Below are 14,631 nucleotides of genomic sequence, written 5' to 3' on the forward strand. Positions count from 1 at the left end.
AATTGAAGTTAAAGCAAGTCAGTTAACAGAATACCCACACCAAAACGTTCAATATCGGCGTTGTAATCAATCAAGCTCTCGCCATAACCATTAAAGTATTGTGCGTAGCCACGTAATCGGCCCCAAAGAGGGAAAGACCAATCTAATTGGATTGCACCACGATTATCTGAATTTAAGTTATTACGGGTCATAAAGCTAAATTCATGCTCGTTGTAACGGTATGCACCTGAAAACTCAAAGTAACCCATGTATTTGTAGATATCAGGATTATCATCGCCACGGGCTTCTAGCTCATCGTCCTTTTTATCTTCAGGAATGCGGTACCAAGGCTTAAAGCTAAAAACAAAGCCATCTTTTTCCCATAGGAAATCGGCATAGATACGGTTCCATGAACGTGAATTAGGCTGGCTGCGGCCATTCGATTGATGCGAGGCACCAATTGCAATTGCCATTTCATCGCCCCAAAGCACATGCTCAGGATCAAGGTAGTTCACCCAGAAGATCTCTGGTTCGTAGTTTGTTTCACGAAACGGTGATGAAATATCTTTGTTATAAAACTGCCAAAACGATTGCATGGTAAACGCAAAGAATACGCCCTGATCTTTATCTGAAAAGCCTTCGAAAATAGGCACTTTAATTGAAAGTTGATATTTCACTTCAAGATTATCAAGTGGCTCGCCATCAGTTTGCTCAGCAAGATCTTTTAAACCATCAAAAGGACGTTCATTCGGGTTAGATACATATGAAAGCGGTAATATGTAGTTACGCTTATGTGGGGTGATCACATTACGGTTTTTCTTGCTCACTTCTTCACGGGCTTTACGCTTGTCTAAAGCGGTGAGCTTTTTACTCTCGTCTAAGTCTGAGCATTTTTTACGAAGTTCTTCGAGTGTTTGTTTACCGTCACCGCCAATCGCTTCGTTCAAAATACACTGCTTTACGAGTTCTAGCGCGTCATCTTGTTCGTTAGTTTGTGGTTGTTCAGTTTGAGCAAATACAGGTACAGAAAATAAGCCAGCTGCTGCCAGCCAAATGCGCCATCCCATTGCAGTTCCCTTTCAGTAGACTTGTAAGTAGGTATAATTATAACGATTTTTACATAAGTAACCGTGAACTTGTACTGAATTGTTGAAATTTTAGGTAAATAGAGAGCCCCAAGCTAAGCTTGGAGCCCTGCTGTAACGGCCTAAGGGCATAAGCCGTTGACTCTCACGCAATGAGAAGGGATGAGCTTATAGCTCAAAGACGTTGGTAAAAAACTTATAAAGTTCGGTACCTTGATTCACGCTTGCTGAAGCAAAATGCAAAATAGCAATGGCGTCTTTATCAAAACTTAATGTTTGTAGCGGCTGCTCAGAAAGGTAGCGCTCCATTCTTAAAATGCGGGCGATAGGCTCACCAGCTTTAATATGGCCACCCAGTGGGGCAAGATACTCGACCATGCCACCCATAGGTGCGTAGTAAGCTACATAATCTTCAAGCATGCAGGCATAACGTGTCATCGCTTTTGGATGATACGCAGCATCAACTAATACCTCTTTTTGATTGAGGTAACTTAAAATGCTATTTGCATCTTCAAAAGCCGCACTTAAATCGATTTTTTCTTGGCTACCAAGTTCAACAGTGAATGCTTCGACTTGAACAGCAAATTCACGGCCTTGTTTGGCAAGCTCTTCAGATAGTGACCACCATGGGCAGAAACTCGCTTCATCCATCGCGCCATCAAAATCACTTGGGATCAGTAACACATGCTCGATGTTGAAGTAGCTTGCACTGTCTTTGGCGTATTCAGGGCAATATAAGTGCTTACTCGAGATAGGCCCCGTGTGAAGGTCTAAAACGATATCAGCCTGGTGGGCAAGCTTTTGCAAGTTAAGAGCAATGCGCTTACCCGTTGTTAGGCTGTAATCAGGACCCGTTAATTGACTGTCGATGTCAGCAATGAGTGCCTGTTTAAATGCAGCTTTAAGGGTCGCATCATCACTGTCTTTATGCTGTTCAGCAATCTGTGACGGTAACGCTTTATTAAAGCGGTACATGCGGTTCCAGTTGGTGCCCGTGATTGGGTCGAAGCGACCTAAAGTAAACTCACCTGATTTTTGGTTGCAACCAATAGGGTTAGCATAAGGAACTAGAGTAATATCTCCACGCAGCTTGAGTGATTTTAGCTGCTCAAGCAATTGATAAATTACTGCATTACCTTGTACTTCAGCGCCGTGCATATTTGCTTGTATATACACGTTTGGTCCCGTGCCATCGCCTTTTAAGCGATACACAGGAATTGTTAGAGGTAGGCCGTTGGCAATCTCGCCAACCACAATATTCTCTTGGCTGATTAACTCTTTACTCATGGAGATTACCTTAAATAATAGCTGGCATCTTCAGCGCTACGAATGCACTCAATATTGCCTTGTTCAAGGATGTATTCAGCCGCTAATTCGTGACATAAAAAGTACGGCATACTTTCGGTAAAGCCGTAAGCGCCACATTGGCTGAATACCAACCAGTCTTGCTCATTTAAATCGCTCGCTAATTGGTGCTCACCTAAGCAATCAAGGGCGGTGCAAAGAGGGCCGTATAAAGTCATTGCCGCAGGCTCAGCCGTTGACTCGCGTAGTAATGCCGCAGGAAAATCTTGGCTTGTTACAGCAGGGCGAAGTAAATGGTTAATACCGCCTGATAAAATCACTTGTTGTTGATTGTAATTCTCTTTGCGCTCAACAACCGGCGTTGCGTAATGGCCGCATTCGCCCACCGCATAGCGGCCTAGTTCCATCCAAAGCTCTTTGACACCGGCATCTGCTTTAATAGCCGCCAGAGTCTCGATAAGTGCAGACCAATCGAGTCGGTTAGCATCTTGAGTATAAGGTATGCCTAAGCCACCCCCTAAATCGAGAATATTAAGGTTAATATTTAATGAGCTTGCTAGCTGTTGTAATGGCGCAATCATTGCGCGCCATAGCTCGGCGAGCTTGTCAGTACTTAGCATATTGCCCCATTGGAAAATATGCAGGCCATCAAAGTTAAGAGCTGGGTAATCACTTACAGTCAGTGCTTGCCACTCATCACAGCCCAAACCAAAAGGAGTAAGGCTATCGCCGCCAAGTGGATTCTTTTCGCTGTCTGGCCAACGAAGTTGTACGCGCAATAGAACTTGCAGCTGACAATTTGCTTTTGTTGCTTGTTCGTTTAACCAGCGAACTTGGTTAATGCTCTCGGCCACAAAAGTACGTACGCCGCGAGCAATAAAATGTGAAATTTGTTTAGGACTCTTTGCAGGCCCTGTGTTGAGCACGCGCTCGCTATCGATGCCTTGAGCAAGTACTTGCTCAAGTTCACCTTTACTTGCAACATCAAAGTTAAACCCTGCGCCGTCTAAACATTGAATAATGCGAGACAGTGGGTTGGCCTTAACGGCATACCAAAGTTTCACATCGGTTTGCGCAGTCAGTTGATTTAAATGTGCAGTTAATTTATCTAAATCATAGATAAAAAATGGCGTATCAAGATGCGTTGAAACTTGTTCAACCGCTTGCTTGATGGGCGTGCTCAAAAAGCTCATTAACGTAAAACCTCTTCTAACAGTAATGATGCATCGCTTTGTTCATCACGGTATTTCACGATCAATGCACAAGACATGCTTAGACCTTGCTCGCGAGCCCATGCATTTGAAGCAGGGCGAGAGCCTGGGATCACAATCGCGTTTTCTGGGATGGCTTCACCTTTGTCTAGCTGGCGTTCGTTAACGCAATCGTAGACAGGAATAGTTGCAGATAAGCGAACACCTGGCGCAAGTACAGCACCTTTTTTCACAACCACACCTTCAACAATAACGCAGCCTGCGCCGATGAATGCGTCGTCTTCAATAACCACAGGGCTAGCACCAATTGGTTCTAGTACACCACCTAATTGTACTGCAGCACTTAGGTGAACATTTTTACCCACTTGTGCGCATGAACCCACTAATGCGTGGCTATCGACCATCGTGCCTTCGTCGATGAACGCGCCAATATTCACATATGCTGGTGGCATGATAATCGTGCCTTTGGCAACGTGTGCGCCACGGCGAACACTGCTACCACCTGGTACCATACGCACGCCAGCATCTGCTGCAAACCCTTGTGGTGCTAAGTTGTGCTTATCAACAAAACCACCTGGGAACTCAGTATTAGTGCCGTTTTTAAAGGCTTCTAAAATGCCTTGTTTAACTTCAACATTGGCGTGCCAGTTGCCGTTCTCGTCTTGTGTTGCTGCGCGAACTGCGCCTGATTCTAAGTTGTTTAATAATTCTAACCAGCTCATGATAAAACCTGTTTTTAGTTCCAAGATAAAATTGTGTTGTTTGCGTGGGTGATGCTGTCTGTTTGCTCAAGCTCTAAATGCGTAAGCGGCGGACGTAAATGCGGGGTATTTATTTTACCTTGCAGGTGCATCAGTACTTTTACGGGAATTGGATTTGCCACAGCGAATAAACTTTGGATTGCTAGCGACCAATCGGTGAATAGATTTGGGTATTGACCACTTAAACTGCGTTTAACAAACTCATGGGTTTGACTCGGCCAAGCATTCGCGGCAACCGAAACTAAGCCTTTTGCACCAGCTTGAGCAAAATATGGCATAAGTGCATCGTCGCCACTAAATATGGCCAGTGTTGGTGATGCCGTTCTAAAGCCTTCAAATTTGCTAATGTCGCCACTGGCTTCTTTTAAAGCCCAAAGATTTTTGTGCTCAGCAAGGTTTTTGATCACCTGTGGTGAAATCTCAACTGCGCTGCGTCCTGGTACGTTATACAACATACATGGGTGGTTACTTGCGTCTAGTAGGCTTTCAAACCAATGTGTTTGGCCAACAACCCCAGGTTTTGCATACAGAGGTGAACCTAACAGGTAGCCATGAATAGGTAGTTGGTTGCAGTATTCAACCCAAGCTATTTGTTGCTTAAGATTCATGCCGCCCACAGCAACCATGAGTGGGACACTTGGTGCTAATTGGCAAACATGTTCAACAATGGCTTGTTGCTCTTTGAGTGAAAGCGCCAGTCCTTCACCGGTACTGCCAAGCAATAAAATGCCATTATTTGCATCTTGCTGCTCCGCAACCAGTTGTTCAAGGGCAGTGTAATCGACCTCGCCAGATTCAGAAAATGGCGTGACAAGCGCTGTCCACAATGGATAGTCGTTTAAATCAAAATTGTTGATCATCTCTCACGAACTTATAAGGTATTCGAAGAGTTTATGCGGGAGCATTTGAATGGAGCCGCATGTCGTCGTTCGAACAAGGTATAATTCGAAGAGCGAATGGGCTTAAAATAATAAAGACGCGACGGCCTCATTATACTAAGACCAGAAGCTCTCCACCAAACAAATCAATAGCGCTTTGCTATTGTTGGTGACAGTCGCTGGGATTCAGCCCAGTCGCCCGAAATAAGCACCTCACAAACGGTGTTACTTCTCGGCGTTAATTCCCCTTACGTATGATCAACAGAGTCTGTGCTCTTCCCATACGCTACCTGAATAACGCACCTCTTCCAGCCCTTTATGCTCGCTTTAAAGGTTAAAGCCAACATAGTTAAATAGGGTATTGGCGGCGATTAAAGCATTTTAGCCATCTAGGTGTCAAGGCGAAGGATTTGTTTTTTAGTGACCGATTTTGCAACATGGTTACGTATAAGCGTGTTTTTACGTACACTTAGCGTTAACCAAATAAATTGGAAAAATGATGGAAAAATTTAACGATATTTATCAACGAGCCGTATCTCGAAAAGGCAGCGAAGAAATGCTGCATGCATTGTTATCAAACCCGCTCGATGATACTGATATTGCCAAAATGCATGACGATTTATGGTTAGAAGAGTTTACGCGTAAAGTATTTCAAAGTGGTTTTTATTGGTCTGTTATCAATAATAAATGGGCTGGTTTTCGTGATGTGTTTTGGGATTTCAGCGTAGAAAAGTTGTTGATGATGCCGCCAGATATGCTTGAGCAAAAAGCCAGTGATGAGCGAATTGTTCGTAATTTTAAAAAAGTACAAACGATCCCAGAAAATGCGTACATGATCCACGAAGTTGCCGAGAAACATGGCAGTTTTAGCCAATTTATTGCAGATTGGCCAACTAACAATATTATTGGTTTGTGGGCCTATCTTAAAAAGCATGGTGCGCGTTTAGGGGGAAATACTGGCCCGTACGCTTTGCGAGCGCTTGGTAAAGATACCTTTTTGCTTTCTCGCGATGTAGAAGCCTACTTGCGTTCTCACGAGTTGATAGATGGTGGCTTACAAACTAAAAAGTCATTACAAGCAGCACAAGATTTTTTCAATGAATTACAACAGCAAAGCGGTTACAGCTTGCAGGCTCTAAGCCAACTAGTGGCCTATGGTGTAGGCGATAATCGTGTAGGTGTAGCAACACGTTAAGGACAGTTATGGAACTGCAAACCCGATACACAGATATTAGTGAACTGCTTGCTATTAAAGATATGCCGAGTGCCGTTGCTAAGCCACAATTACTGCTATTTAATGACAAGCTAGCTGATAATTTTGAAATTAAACACGACAGCGAATATTTAGCTAAATTACTATCTGGTTCAACAATAGATAAAGATGTTGCACCGGTTGCACTTGGTTACTCAGGTCATCAATTTGGTCATTTTTCACCGCGTCTTGGTGATGGTAGAGCGCATTTGCTTGGTGCTATTGCAGATAACAATGGCACATTGTGGGACTTACAGCTAAAAGGCGCAGGAGCAACTGTATTCTCTCGTGGTGGTGATGGTCGCTGTGCTATTGGTCCGGCTGTACGTGAGTACATCATGAGTGAGGCACTTCATGCGCTTGGTATCGCGACTACGCGTTGTTTAGCAGTGGTTACTACTGGTGAAACAGTGTATCGCCAGCCACCTCGCCCGGGTGCAGTTGTCACTCGTTTAGCTAAAAGCCATATTCGTGTTGGCTCATTTCAATACTTAGCTACACAAGGTGATATAGAAGGGTTAGAAAAGCTAGTCGACTACGCAATAAATTGCCACTTTCCTGACCTTAGCAGTACGGGTGAGCAGCGTTATATTGAATTTTTAACCGCCGTGCTAGATAAGCAAATTGAGCTCGTTATCAGCTGGATGCGAATTGGCTTTATACATGGCGTGATGAATACCGATAATACCTTGATTAGCGGTGAAACCATTGATTATGGTCCTTGCGCGATGATGAATCAGTTTGACTTAGACACGGTGTTTAGTTCGATTGACCATCAAGGGCGCTATGCATTTGGTAATCAGCCGAATATTGCCAATTGGAATATTGCGCGTTTAGCTGAAAGCTTAATCCCTTTATTTGCTGATCAAGATGCTGCCGTTGAGCAACTCTCACCGGTTGTGAATGGTTTTGCTGCTAAATTTAATGATGCATTTAATATTATGTGGCAGCAGAAATTAGGCTTAGCTGGTCAGCAAGAAGGCGATCATGCTTTAGTTTCAGAGTTACTGGGGTTAATGAAGCAACACCAACTTGATTACACCAATACTTTTAATGCACTTACTGAATCTTTAGTGAAAGACTTTGTTATAGATTCTAATTTAAAAGAATGGGTTTTAAAATGGAGGCTCAGAACATCAGCTGAAAGTTACAGCACAATGCGAGCTGTTAATCCTGCAGTCATTCCCCGTAATCATAATATTGAAATGATCTTGGCTGAGTATGAAAAGGCAGGATCTAGTTCATCAATCAATGAGTTTTTAAAAGTTATTCAAAAACCATATGAGTATGAGGAAGAGTTTGCGGCATGGTATCAACCTCCGAAGGAAGGTGATTGTAATTACCAAACTTTTTGTGGTACTTAAGGGTTAATCTTTATGGTTGATAACAATTGTAAATGCTCATTTTTTTAAATCTGAGTGTTCGTTGATTGAGCAAGTTAGCTGCCAGTGTTATGATTTATATCAATAAAATAGCACTAAAGTTTTGCTTTTTAACGAAAATTTACAAATAAAGTTGCTTTCAACTTGTTGATTTAAAAATAACCAATATAATAATGTAATTGGGAATGGACTTTTATCGGTTTTGAAGTCAGTAGATTAGGCTGAATCGGCTTTCACCTAATCATAACAAAGCGATCTAAAGACATTGTTACGCAAAGTTATTTAGATAACCTATTATTTGGGTAATTGACTGAAATTACTCGGCAAGATTTTTGTTCTGTACCGAGTTTGTTAAGTTTTGATTAACTATTAGTCGACTACTCTGTTTAAACTGATTGAGCTGGTTTGACTTAGCTACAATTTTAATTGTGAAAATGGGAAGGAAACAATGAAATTAAAATCACTTACTATTGCTTTAGCACTTGCTGCAACTAGTGCTTCAAGCTTCGCTGCCGAAAAGCAAGGTTTCTACATCGGCGCATTTGGCGACTACTATGATAATTCTTGGGAAAATGTCCGCGACTACACTCCAGGTGGCCTTGATGTTGATGACTCTACAGGTTGGGGTTTAGAGCTAGGTTACCGTTTTAGTGATTACTGGAGCGCTCGTTTAGAATACGCTGACATGGACTTCGATTGGAAAGCTGATCTAAACGACGGTACTTCTGTTAGCGGTACTGAAAGTGGCAAACGTTACGGTATTGACGCTTTATATCACTTAGGTGGTGGTCCATTCTACGGTATTTTCGGTCTTAAAAATCTTGATGCGGTTGACGAAGATCTAATGTTCGCAAACGTAGGTGCTGGTTACCAACACTACTTCACAGATAACTTCGCGTTTAACGCTGAAACATCTCTATACCAAGGTCTTGACCGTGGTTACACAGATGTTGGCGCTAAATTAGGCCTAAGCTATATCTTTGGTGCGCAAAGCTCAGCTTCTGAGCCAGTTGAACCTGCTCCAACAGTTGTTCCTGTTGCGGTTGAGCCAGTTGATAGCGATGGTGATAACATCCCTGATGCTGATGACCAATGTGCAAACACGCCAATGACTGACGCTGTTGATGGTACTGGCTGTACATTATATGAAGATCGTGAAGTAACTAAGAGCTTACTAATCACATTCCCTAACAACACGTCTAAAGTATCTCAACAATACTTAGATGATATTGACCGCGCTGCTAAGTTCTTAAAAGAGCACCCAGGTACTGACGTAGTACTTGAAGGTCACACTTCATCAGTTGGTAAAGCTGACTACAACAAGTGGTTATCTAAGAAACGTGCTGATGCGGTTGCTAAGAAACTAATCGAAGACGGTATTGACCCAATGCGTCTTACTACTGTTGGTTTAGGTGAAGAGCGCCTTAAAAACCCAGCAAATACGCCAGAAGCTCACGCTGAAAACCGTCGTGTTGAAGCGAAAGTATCTGTAATTGAGCGTGTAAAAGTAGAGCGTTAATCTAACTCTTTACGAAAATTTGAAAACCCAGCCTAGTGCTGGGTTTTTTCATTTCTAACACCTCTAAAGTAAGTAGATAGGAATGATTCTTAATAAATATTCATTTGAATAGCTTTTTTTTCTAGTACTATTCATGCTATTTATAGTGAATATTAAACTCCTTACTTACAGCATGGATTTTCATCTATACTTAAAAGCTTTATAATTAACCGTCAGAATACTATAAGTGCTGGGTCTTAATTGGTATTTAGCTTAATACTACCGAGTACTTTCACGTCACCAAGAGGGCAATATTGTGCTACAAGAATATCGTAAACACGTAGAAGAACGTGCCGCGTTAGGTATCGTACCAGCGCCATTAGATGCTCAGCAAACGGCTGATCTTATTGAATTAATCAAAAACCCACCGGCAGGCGAAGAAGAGTTTATCGTTGATCTTCTAGTTAACCGCGTACCACCGGGTGTTGATGATGCTGCTTACATCAAAGCAGGTTTCTTAGCTGCAGTTGCAAAAGGTGAAGCGAGCTCTCCACTTGTATCAAAAGAAAAAGCAGCTGAGCTACTTGGTACTATGCTAGGTGGTTACAACATCGCACCTATGATTGAACTTCTAGATGACGAAGCGTTAGCGCCAATCGTTGTTAAAGGTTTATCAAACACATTATTAATGTTCGATGCTTTCTATGATGTAGAAGAAAAAGCGAAAGCAGGTAACAAATTTGCTAAGCAAGTAATCGAATCTTGGGCAAATGCAGAATGGTTTGTAAACAAGCCTGCAGTTGCTGAAAAAATCTCAGTTACGGTATTCAAAGTAACTGGCGAAACAAATACAGATGACCTTTCTCCTGCTCCAGACGCATGGTCTCGCCCTGATATTCCACTACACGCTTTAGCAATGCTGAAGAACGAACGTGATGGTATCAATCCTGAAAAACCAGGTGAAGTTGGTCCAATCTCACAACTAGAAGAGCTTAAAACGAAAGGTTTACCTCTTGCATACGTTGGTGATGTAGTTGGTACGGGTTCTTCTCGTAAATCTGCAACTAACTCTGTACTTTGGTTCATGGGTGATGATATTCCTCACGTACCAAACAAACGCGTTGGTGGTGTATGTTTAGGTGGTAAAATCGCTCCTATTTTCTTCAACACAATGGAAGACTCTGGTGCATTACCAATCGAACTTCCTGTTGATGAGCTAAACATGGGTGACCAAATCGATATCTTCCCATACGAAGGTGTTGTTAAGCGTCACGGTACTGATGAAGTAATCTCTACTTTCTCACTTAAATCAGATGTAATTCTTGATGAAGTTCGTGCTGGTGGTCGTATTCCACTAATCATCGGTCGTGGTTTAACTGACAAAGCACGTGCATCACTAGGTATGGAAGCTGAAGATATCTTCCGCAAGCCTGCTCTTGTAACTGATTCTGGTAAAGGCTTCACATTAGCTCAGAAGATGGTTGGTAAAGCATGTAACATGCCTGGCGTTCGTCCTGGCCAATACTGTGAGCCGAAAATGACAACTGTTGGTTCGCAAGATACAACAGGTCCTATGACGCGTGACGAACTTAAAGATCTTGCATGTTTAGGTTTCTCTGCAGATTTAACAATGCAGTCTTTCTGTCATACATCAGCTTATCCTAAGCCAATCGACGTAAACACTCACCACACACTTCCTGATTTCATCATGAACCGTGGCGGTGTATCACTTCGTCCAGGTGACGGTGTAATCCACTCATGGTTAAACCGTATGTTATTACCAGATACAGTAGGTACTGGTGGTGACTCTCATACTCGTTTCCCTCTAGGTATTTCATTCCCAGCGGGTTCAGGTGCGGTAGCATTCGCAGCAGCAACTGGTGTAATGCCTCTTGATATGCCTGAGTCAATCTTAGTACGTTTCAAAGGTGAAATGCAGCCAGGTATCACACTACGTGACCTAGTTCATGCTATCCCTTACTACGGTATTAAAGAAGGTCTTTTAACAGTTGAGAAGAAAGGTAAAATCAACGAATTCTCTGGTCGCGTACTAGAAATCGAAGGTGTTGAGCACTTAACAGTTGAGCAAGCTTTCGAACTTTCTGATGCATCAGCTGAGCGTTCAGCGGCAGGTTGTACTGTTAAGCTTTCTAAAGAGTCTATTGCTGAATACCTAGAGTCAAACATCGTAATGCTTAAGTGGATGATCTCTGAAGGTTACGGTGATGTTCGTACTATTGAGCGTCGTATCAATGCAATGCAAGAGTGGTTAGCTAACCCTGAACTTATGGAAGCTGACGCTGATGCAGAGTACAAGCATGTAATCGAAATCGATCTTGCAGACATCAAAGAGCCAATCCTTTGTGCTCCAAATGACCCAGATGATGCACGTCTTCTTTCTGACGTAACAGGCGAGAAAATCGATGAAGTATTCATCGGTTCTTGTATGACTAACATCGGTCACTTCCGTGCTGCAGGTAAACTACTAGATGGTTTCAGTGGTCGTATTCCAACTCAACTTTGGGTTGCACCACCAACGAAGATGGATAAAGACCAGCTTACTGATGAAGGTTACTACGGTATCTTTGGTCGCGTAGGTGCACGTATCGAAACTCCAGGGTGTTCACTATGTATGGGTAACCAAGCACGTGTTGCTGATAAAGCAACTGTTGTTTCTACCTCTACGCGTAACTTCCCTAACCGTCTAGGTACTGGCGCTAACGTATTCTTAGCATCAGCAGAGCTTGCAGCAGTAGCGGCAATCTTAGGTAAATTACCTACACCTGCTGAGTACCAAGAGTATGCAGATAAGATCAATGCAACTGCAGCTGATACTTATCGTTACCTGAACTTCCACCGTATGCCTCAATACACTAAAAAGGCAGACCAAGTGATCGTTCAGCAAGCTGTATAATTAGTAATAATTAAATTTATTAGTATAAAAGCCCGCACCTAGCGGGCTTTTTTATTAAGTTTTTGTTCAGTTTGGTTTGTAAAATTAATACATTTGTCTACACTGATTATTGTTAAAAGTTAACAGTTGTAACTTTGTGTTTAATGTTGTAACCAAGGAAGACGGGCATCATTTCTTGGCTGCATAGATTTTGCAAATCAAGGAATTGAACAATGAAAGCACTTCTTCTTTTACTCCCCCTTAGTGGTTCGGCTCTTGCTGTTAACCCCTCTTTTAGTGAAGTTCGACTCGGTTTTGAAACGATTAGCTATAGTGAAACTCTTAATGATGTAGCAGGGTTTGGCAAGTTGAGCCAGTCAATTGATGTGACCAATCCCGCAATACGACAGATATCATACACAGGGATCGATGATGATTGGGGATTCTATATTGAAAGTGCTGCAACAATTTCAACTGAAATTGAAACTGAAACTTGGCATTTGGCAGAGTTTGGCGATATTCAAGAAAATGCATTTAAAACAAAAGCGAATGAGATCGGTTTTAAAGGTGCTTATAATTTTTCAAAAGCCATACAGTTTACTTTAGGCACTAAGTTTTTTACTTCTAGTTTTACACGCTCAAATTTTGCTTTTGTGCAACCAGGTGCGGCGGCATTTGATGAGGCACTGATTGCTATCTCAGATGATCCAGATAACCCCGCTCGTTTTACCTTACCGGGTATGAATAACGCGAACAATGTGGGCGACCAACAAGATTATAACTCCCAGCTACGCCCCGTGGTCTCTGTGTCAGAAGATCAAATGGGTATCTTGCTTACTTTAGGTGCCCGTTACGATAGTCGTTTAAAAGACAGTTTTAATAAGTACAGCTGGTATGCAGAAGCTGAATTGAGTACACCCATGTACTCTGAAATTCAAAATACTCAATTTGAAACAACTACATTAACCGACAGTTTTAATGGCTGGGGTGTGTTAGGACGAGTTGGGCTACGTTATCAAATAATGTCACATATTGCGTTAATGGGCGGTATTGATGCGCAATACAAATCTCGCGATATAGTGACTAAGAATCTTGAAAATGGTCAACGTCTGCGCGTACCTGAAGTCGAATATAGTAATGTGTCTTTTGCAGTTGGTTTGCAGTGGAGCTATTAATGAACAAGTTCGCCATAATTAGCTCATTACTTTTATTCTCTTTATCAGGATGTAAAACCATTGACTCTGTTCAGCAAGATTTAGGTTCTCTTGCGAGTAGTATTACAGGTGAAGAACAGGCGACCCCCGAACAAATACAGGCAGCCTATGAAAAAGCCCAAAGTGTCTTCCAAGAAGCACTGACAGCTTATAACCAAATAGATACGGATAACTTAGCGCAATTTGATGAGGAGCGTGTAGCTAAGGCTCGTAAAGTATGGGCGGTGCTTGAGCCTGAGTTTAATGAACTGCGTTTAGCTCCTGAACATGCTTTAAAAAGTGCGTCACTGTTCTCATCTGATACGGTTGCAGATGAAGTCATGTCTCAAAGTCAGGAGGTCATTTCCTTGGTTACTGAAGCGCAGCTTGCCAAGCAAAGGATCACATCGGTTTTACAGCCAATTAGAGATGAGTTTGCCATTTTAGATCAATTGGATGCTGAAACATCTTATGAAAAGCGTTATCGAGAGCTCGATAAGCAACATCAACAATTAAAGGAAATGCTCATTGACAGGCAAGAGCAGCAAGTTGCTGAGTATGTACCTAAGCTATTAGAGCAACTCATTGATTTAGAAAAAGACGCCGTTGTACAGTTTTATTTCTCTCAGTATATCGAAAAAATTTATGGGCTAGCTAACTCAAAAAAAGTCGATATATTTCCGATAGTTTATCAGGACGTTCGAATACAATTAGAGCAAGGTGAAACATTTAGTAAAGCTAACTATCGTGAGTACGAGCAAATTAAACAACAAGCTGCTTTATTGTCATTACAAATCGATCGTATTAATAGTCTCTATGCTGAGTACTTAGCCCAAAAATCGGCTATTGATAAAGACACTGTTGAAGCGCACATGCTGAGTCTAGAAAGTGAAATTTATGCATTGACCATGGCTGCTGGTTTGGGTGATCTGAGAGGCCTCTCTTTTCAGGAGCAGCTTCAACAAGTAAGAAAAGCAATTAATTGAGTAAACCAAGAGCCACAGTTCGCTGTGGCTTTTTATCAAGTTTCCCTTTCTATGAGCAATTAAACTTGTCGTAAATTGTGCAACCTAAAACAGCCACATTTGTGGCTTTTTTTATTTTTTAGATTAAATATTCTAAAAAATGTCTATAACGATCTTAAAATTATCCAATAAACCTTACTGGTTTACATAAAAACGCAAATATTCCCTG

At 42.0% G+C, this 14,631-nt stretch carries 11 protein-coding genes and 1 riboswitch; of the genes, 6 read left to right on the top strand and 5 right to left on the bottom strand.

The genetic code is table 11. The features are described 5' to 3' along the window. Positions 1-8: 8 nt before the first annotated feature. The 5 genes from AN213_RS14260 to dapA all read right to left on the bottom strand — a co-directional run bounded on the left by AN213_RS14260 (position 9) and on the right by dapA (position 5,201). Complete coding sequence (locus tag AN213_RS14260; RefSeq protein ID WP_054563462.1) at positions 9-1,046, bottom strand: phospholipase A; 1,038 nt, start codon at positions 1,044-1,046, stop codon at positions 9-11. A gap of 186 nt (positions 1,047-1,232) precedes the next feature. Further along, the gene (locus tag AN213_RS14265; RefSeq protein WP_055198937.1) at positions 1,233-2,351 is read right to left on the bottom strand and encodes a succinylglutamate desuccinylase/aspartoacylase family protein; all 1,119 of its coding nucleotides are present in this window, start codon (positions 2,349-2,351) and stop codon (positions 1,233-1,235) included. Between the two features lie 5 nt (positions 2,352-2,356). Beyond that, positions 2,357-3,562 (bottom strand): PLP-dependent decarboxylase, encoded by a 1,206-nt coding sequence (locus AN213_RS14270; protein WP_055198938.1) that lies wholly within the window; start codon positions 3,560-3,562, stop codon positions 2,357-2,359. Beyond that, complete coding sequence (locus AN213_RS14275) at positions 3,562-4,302, bottom strand: 2,3,4,5-tetrahydropyridine-2,6-dicarboxylate N-succinyltransferase (RefSeq protein ID WP_054552405.1); 741 nt, start codon at positions 4,300-4,302, stop codon at positions 3,562-3,564. The genes AN213_RS14270 and AN213_RS14275 overlap by 1 nt, the downstream gene beginning before the upstream one ends. Positions 4,303-4,316: 14 nt before the next feature. After that, positions 4,317-5,201, bottom strand: a complete 885-nt coding sequence (gene dapA, locus AN213_RS14280) for a 4-hydroxy-tetrahydrodipicolinate synthase (RefSeq protein WP_055198939.1) — start codon at positions 5,199-5,201, stop codon at positions 4,317-4,319. Between the two features lie 137 nt (positions 5,202-5,338). After that, a riboswitch (Lysine riboswitch) is annotated at positions 5,339-5,535 on the bottom strand. 183 nt (positions 5,536-5,718) lie between these two features. On the opposite strand from dapA, the gene AN213_RS14285 reads away from it, so the two are divergent. The 6 genes from AN213_RS14285 to AN213_RS14310 all read left to right on the top strand — a co-directional run bounded on the left by AN213_RS14285 (position 5,719) and on the right by AN213_RS14310 (position 14,423). After that, positions 5,719-6,414 (top strand): DNA-3-methyladenine glycosylase I, encoded by a 696-nt coding sequence (locus AN213_RS14285; protein WP_055198940.1) that lies wholly within the window; start codon positions 5,719-5,721, stop codon positions 6,412-6,414. Positions 6,415-6,422: 8 nt separating this feature from the next. Beyond that, positions 6,423-7,835, top strand: a complete 1,413-nt coding sequence (locus AN213_RS14290; RefSeq protein WP_055198941.1) for a YdiU family protein — start codon at positions 6,423-6,425, stop codon at positions 7,833-7,835. Between the two features lie 466 nt (positions 7,836-8,301). Beyond that, positions 8,302-9,372 (top strand): OmpA family protein, encoded by a 1,071-nt coding sequence (locus AN213_RS14295; RefSeq protein WP_055198942.1) that lies wholly within the window; start codon positions 8,302-8,304, stop codon positions 9,370-9,372. Between the two features lie 295 nt (positions 9,373-9,667). After that, positions 9,668-12,265, top strand: coding sequence for a bifunctional aconitate hydratase 2/2-methylisocitrate dehydratase (acnB, locus tag AN213_RS14300; RefSeq protein ID WP_055198943.1), 2,598 nt, complete (start codon positions 9,668-9,670; stop codon positions 12,263-12,265). Positions 12,266-12,477: 212 nt separating this feature from the next. Further along, entirely contained in the window at positions 12,478-13,419 is a 942-nt protein-coding gene (locus tag AN213_RS14305) for a hypothetical protein (protein WP_054563470.1), read from the top strand. After that, positions 13,419-14,423 carry a hypothetical protein gene (locus AN213_RS14310; protein WP_055198944.1) on the top strand — a complete coding sequence of 335 codons (1,005 nt, stop codon included), beginning with the start codon at positions 13,419-13,421 and terminating at the stop codon, positions 14,421-14,423. Before AN213_RS14305 ends, AN213_RS14310 begins: the two co-directional genes overlap by 1 nt. The last annotated feature ends 208 nt before the right edge of the window (positions 14,424-14,631 follow it).

Source organism: Pseudoalteromonas sp. P1-8, from assembly GCF_001399985.1.
Taxonomy (GTDB): Bacteria; Pseudomonadota; Gammaproteobacteria; order Enterobacterales; family Alteromonadaceae; genus Pseudoalteromonas.

What these genes read in the sequence shown, in the direction of transcription:
- AN213_RS14285 (WP_055198940.1), top strand. Translation starts at nt 5,719, where the DNA reads ATGGAAAAATTTAACGATATTTATCAACGAGCCGTATCTCGAAAAGGC.
- AN213_RS14275 (WP_054552405.1), bottom strand. Translation starts at nt 4,302, where the DNA reads ATGAGCTGGTTAGAATTATTAAACAACTTAGAATCAGGCGCAGTTCGC.
- AN213_RS14260 (WP_054563462.1), bottom strand. Translation starts at nt 1,046, where the DNA reads ATGGGATGGCGCATTTGGCTGGCAGCAGCTGGCTTATTTTCTGTACCT.
- dapA (WP_055198939.1), bottom strand. Translation starts at nt 5,201, where the DNA reads ATGATCAACAATTTTGATTTAAACGACTATCCATTGTGGACAGCGCTT.
- AN213_RS14265 (WP_055198937.1), bottom strand. Translation starts at nt 2,351, where the DNA reads ATGAGTAAAGAGTTAATCAGCCAAGAGAATATTGTGGTTGGCGAGATT.
- AN213_RS14305 (WP_054563470.1), top strand. Translation starts at nt 12,478, where the DNA reads ATGAAAGCACTTCTTCTTTTACTCCCCCTTAGTGGTTCGGCTCTTGCT.
- AN213_RS14290 (WP_055198941.1), top strand. Translation starts at nt 6,423, where the DNA reads ATGGAACTGCAAACCCGATACACAGATATTAGTGAACTGCTTGCTATT.
- AN213_RS14310 (WP_055198944.1), top strand. Translation starts at nt 13,419, where the DNA reads ATGAACAAGTTCGCCATAATTAGCTCATTACTTTTATTCTCTTTATCA.
- AN213_RS14295 (WP_055198942.1), top strand. Translation starts at nt 8,302, where the DNA reads ATGAAATTAAAATCACTTACTATTGCTTTAGCACTTGCTGCAACTAGT.
- AN213_RS14270 (WP_055198938.1), bottom strand. Translation starts at nt 3,562, where the DNA reads ATGAGCTTTTTGAGCACGCCCATCAAGCAAGCGGTTGAACAAGTTTCA.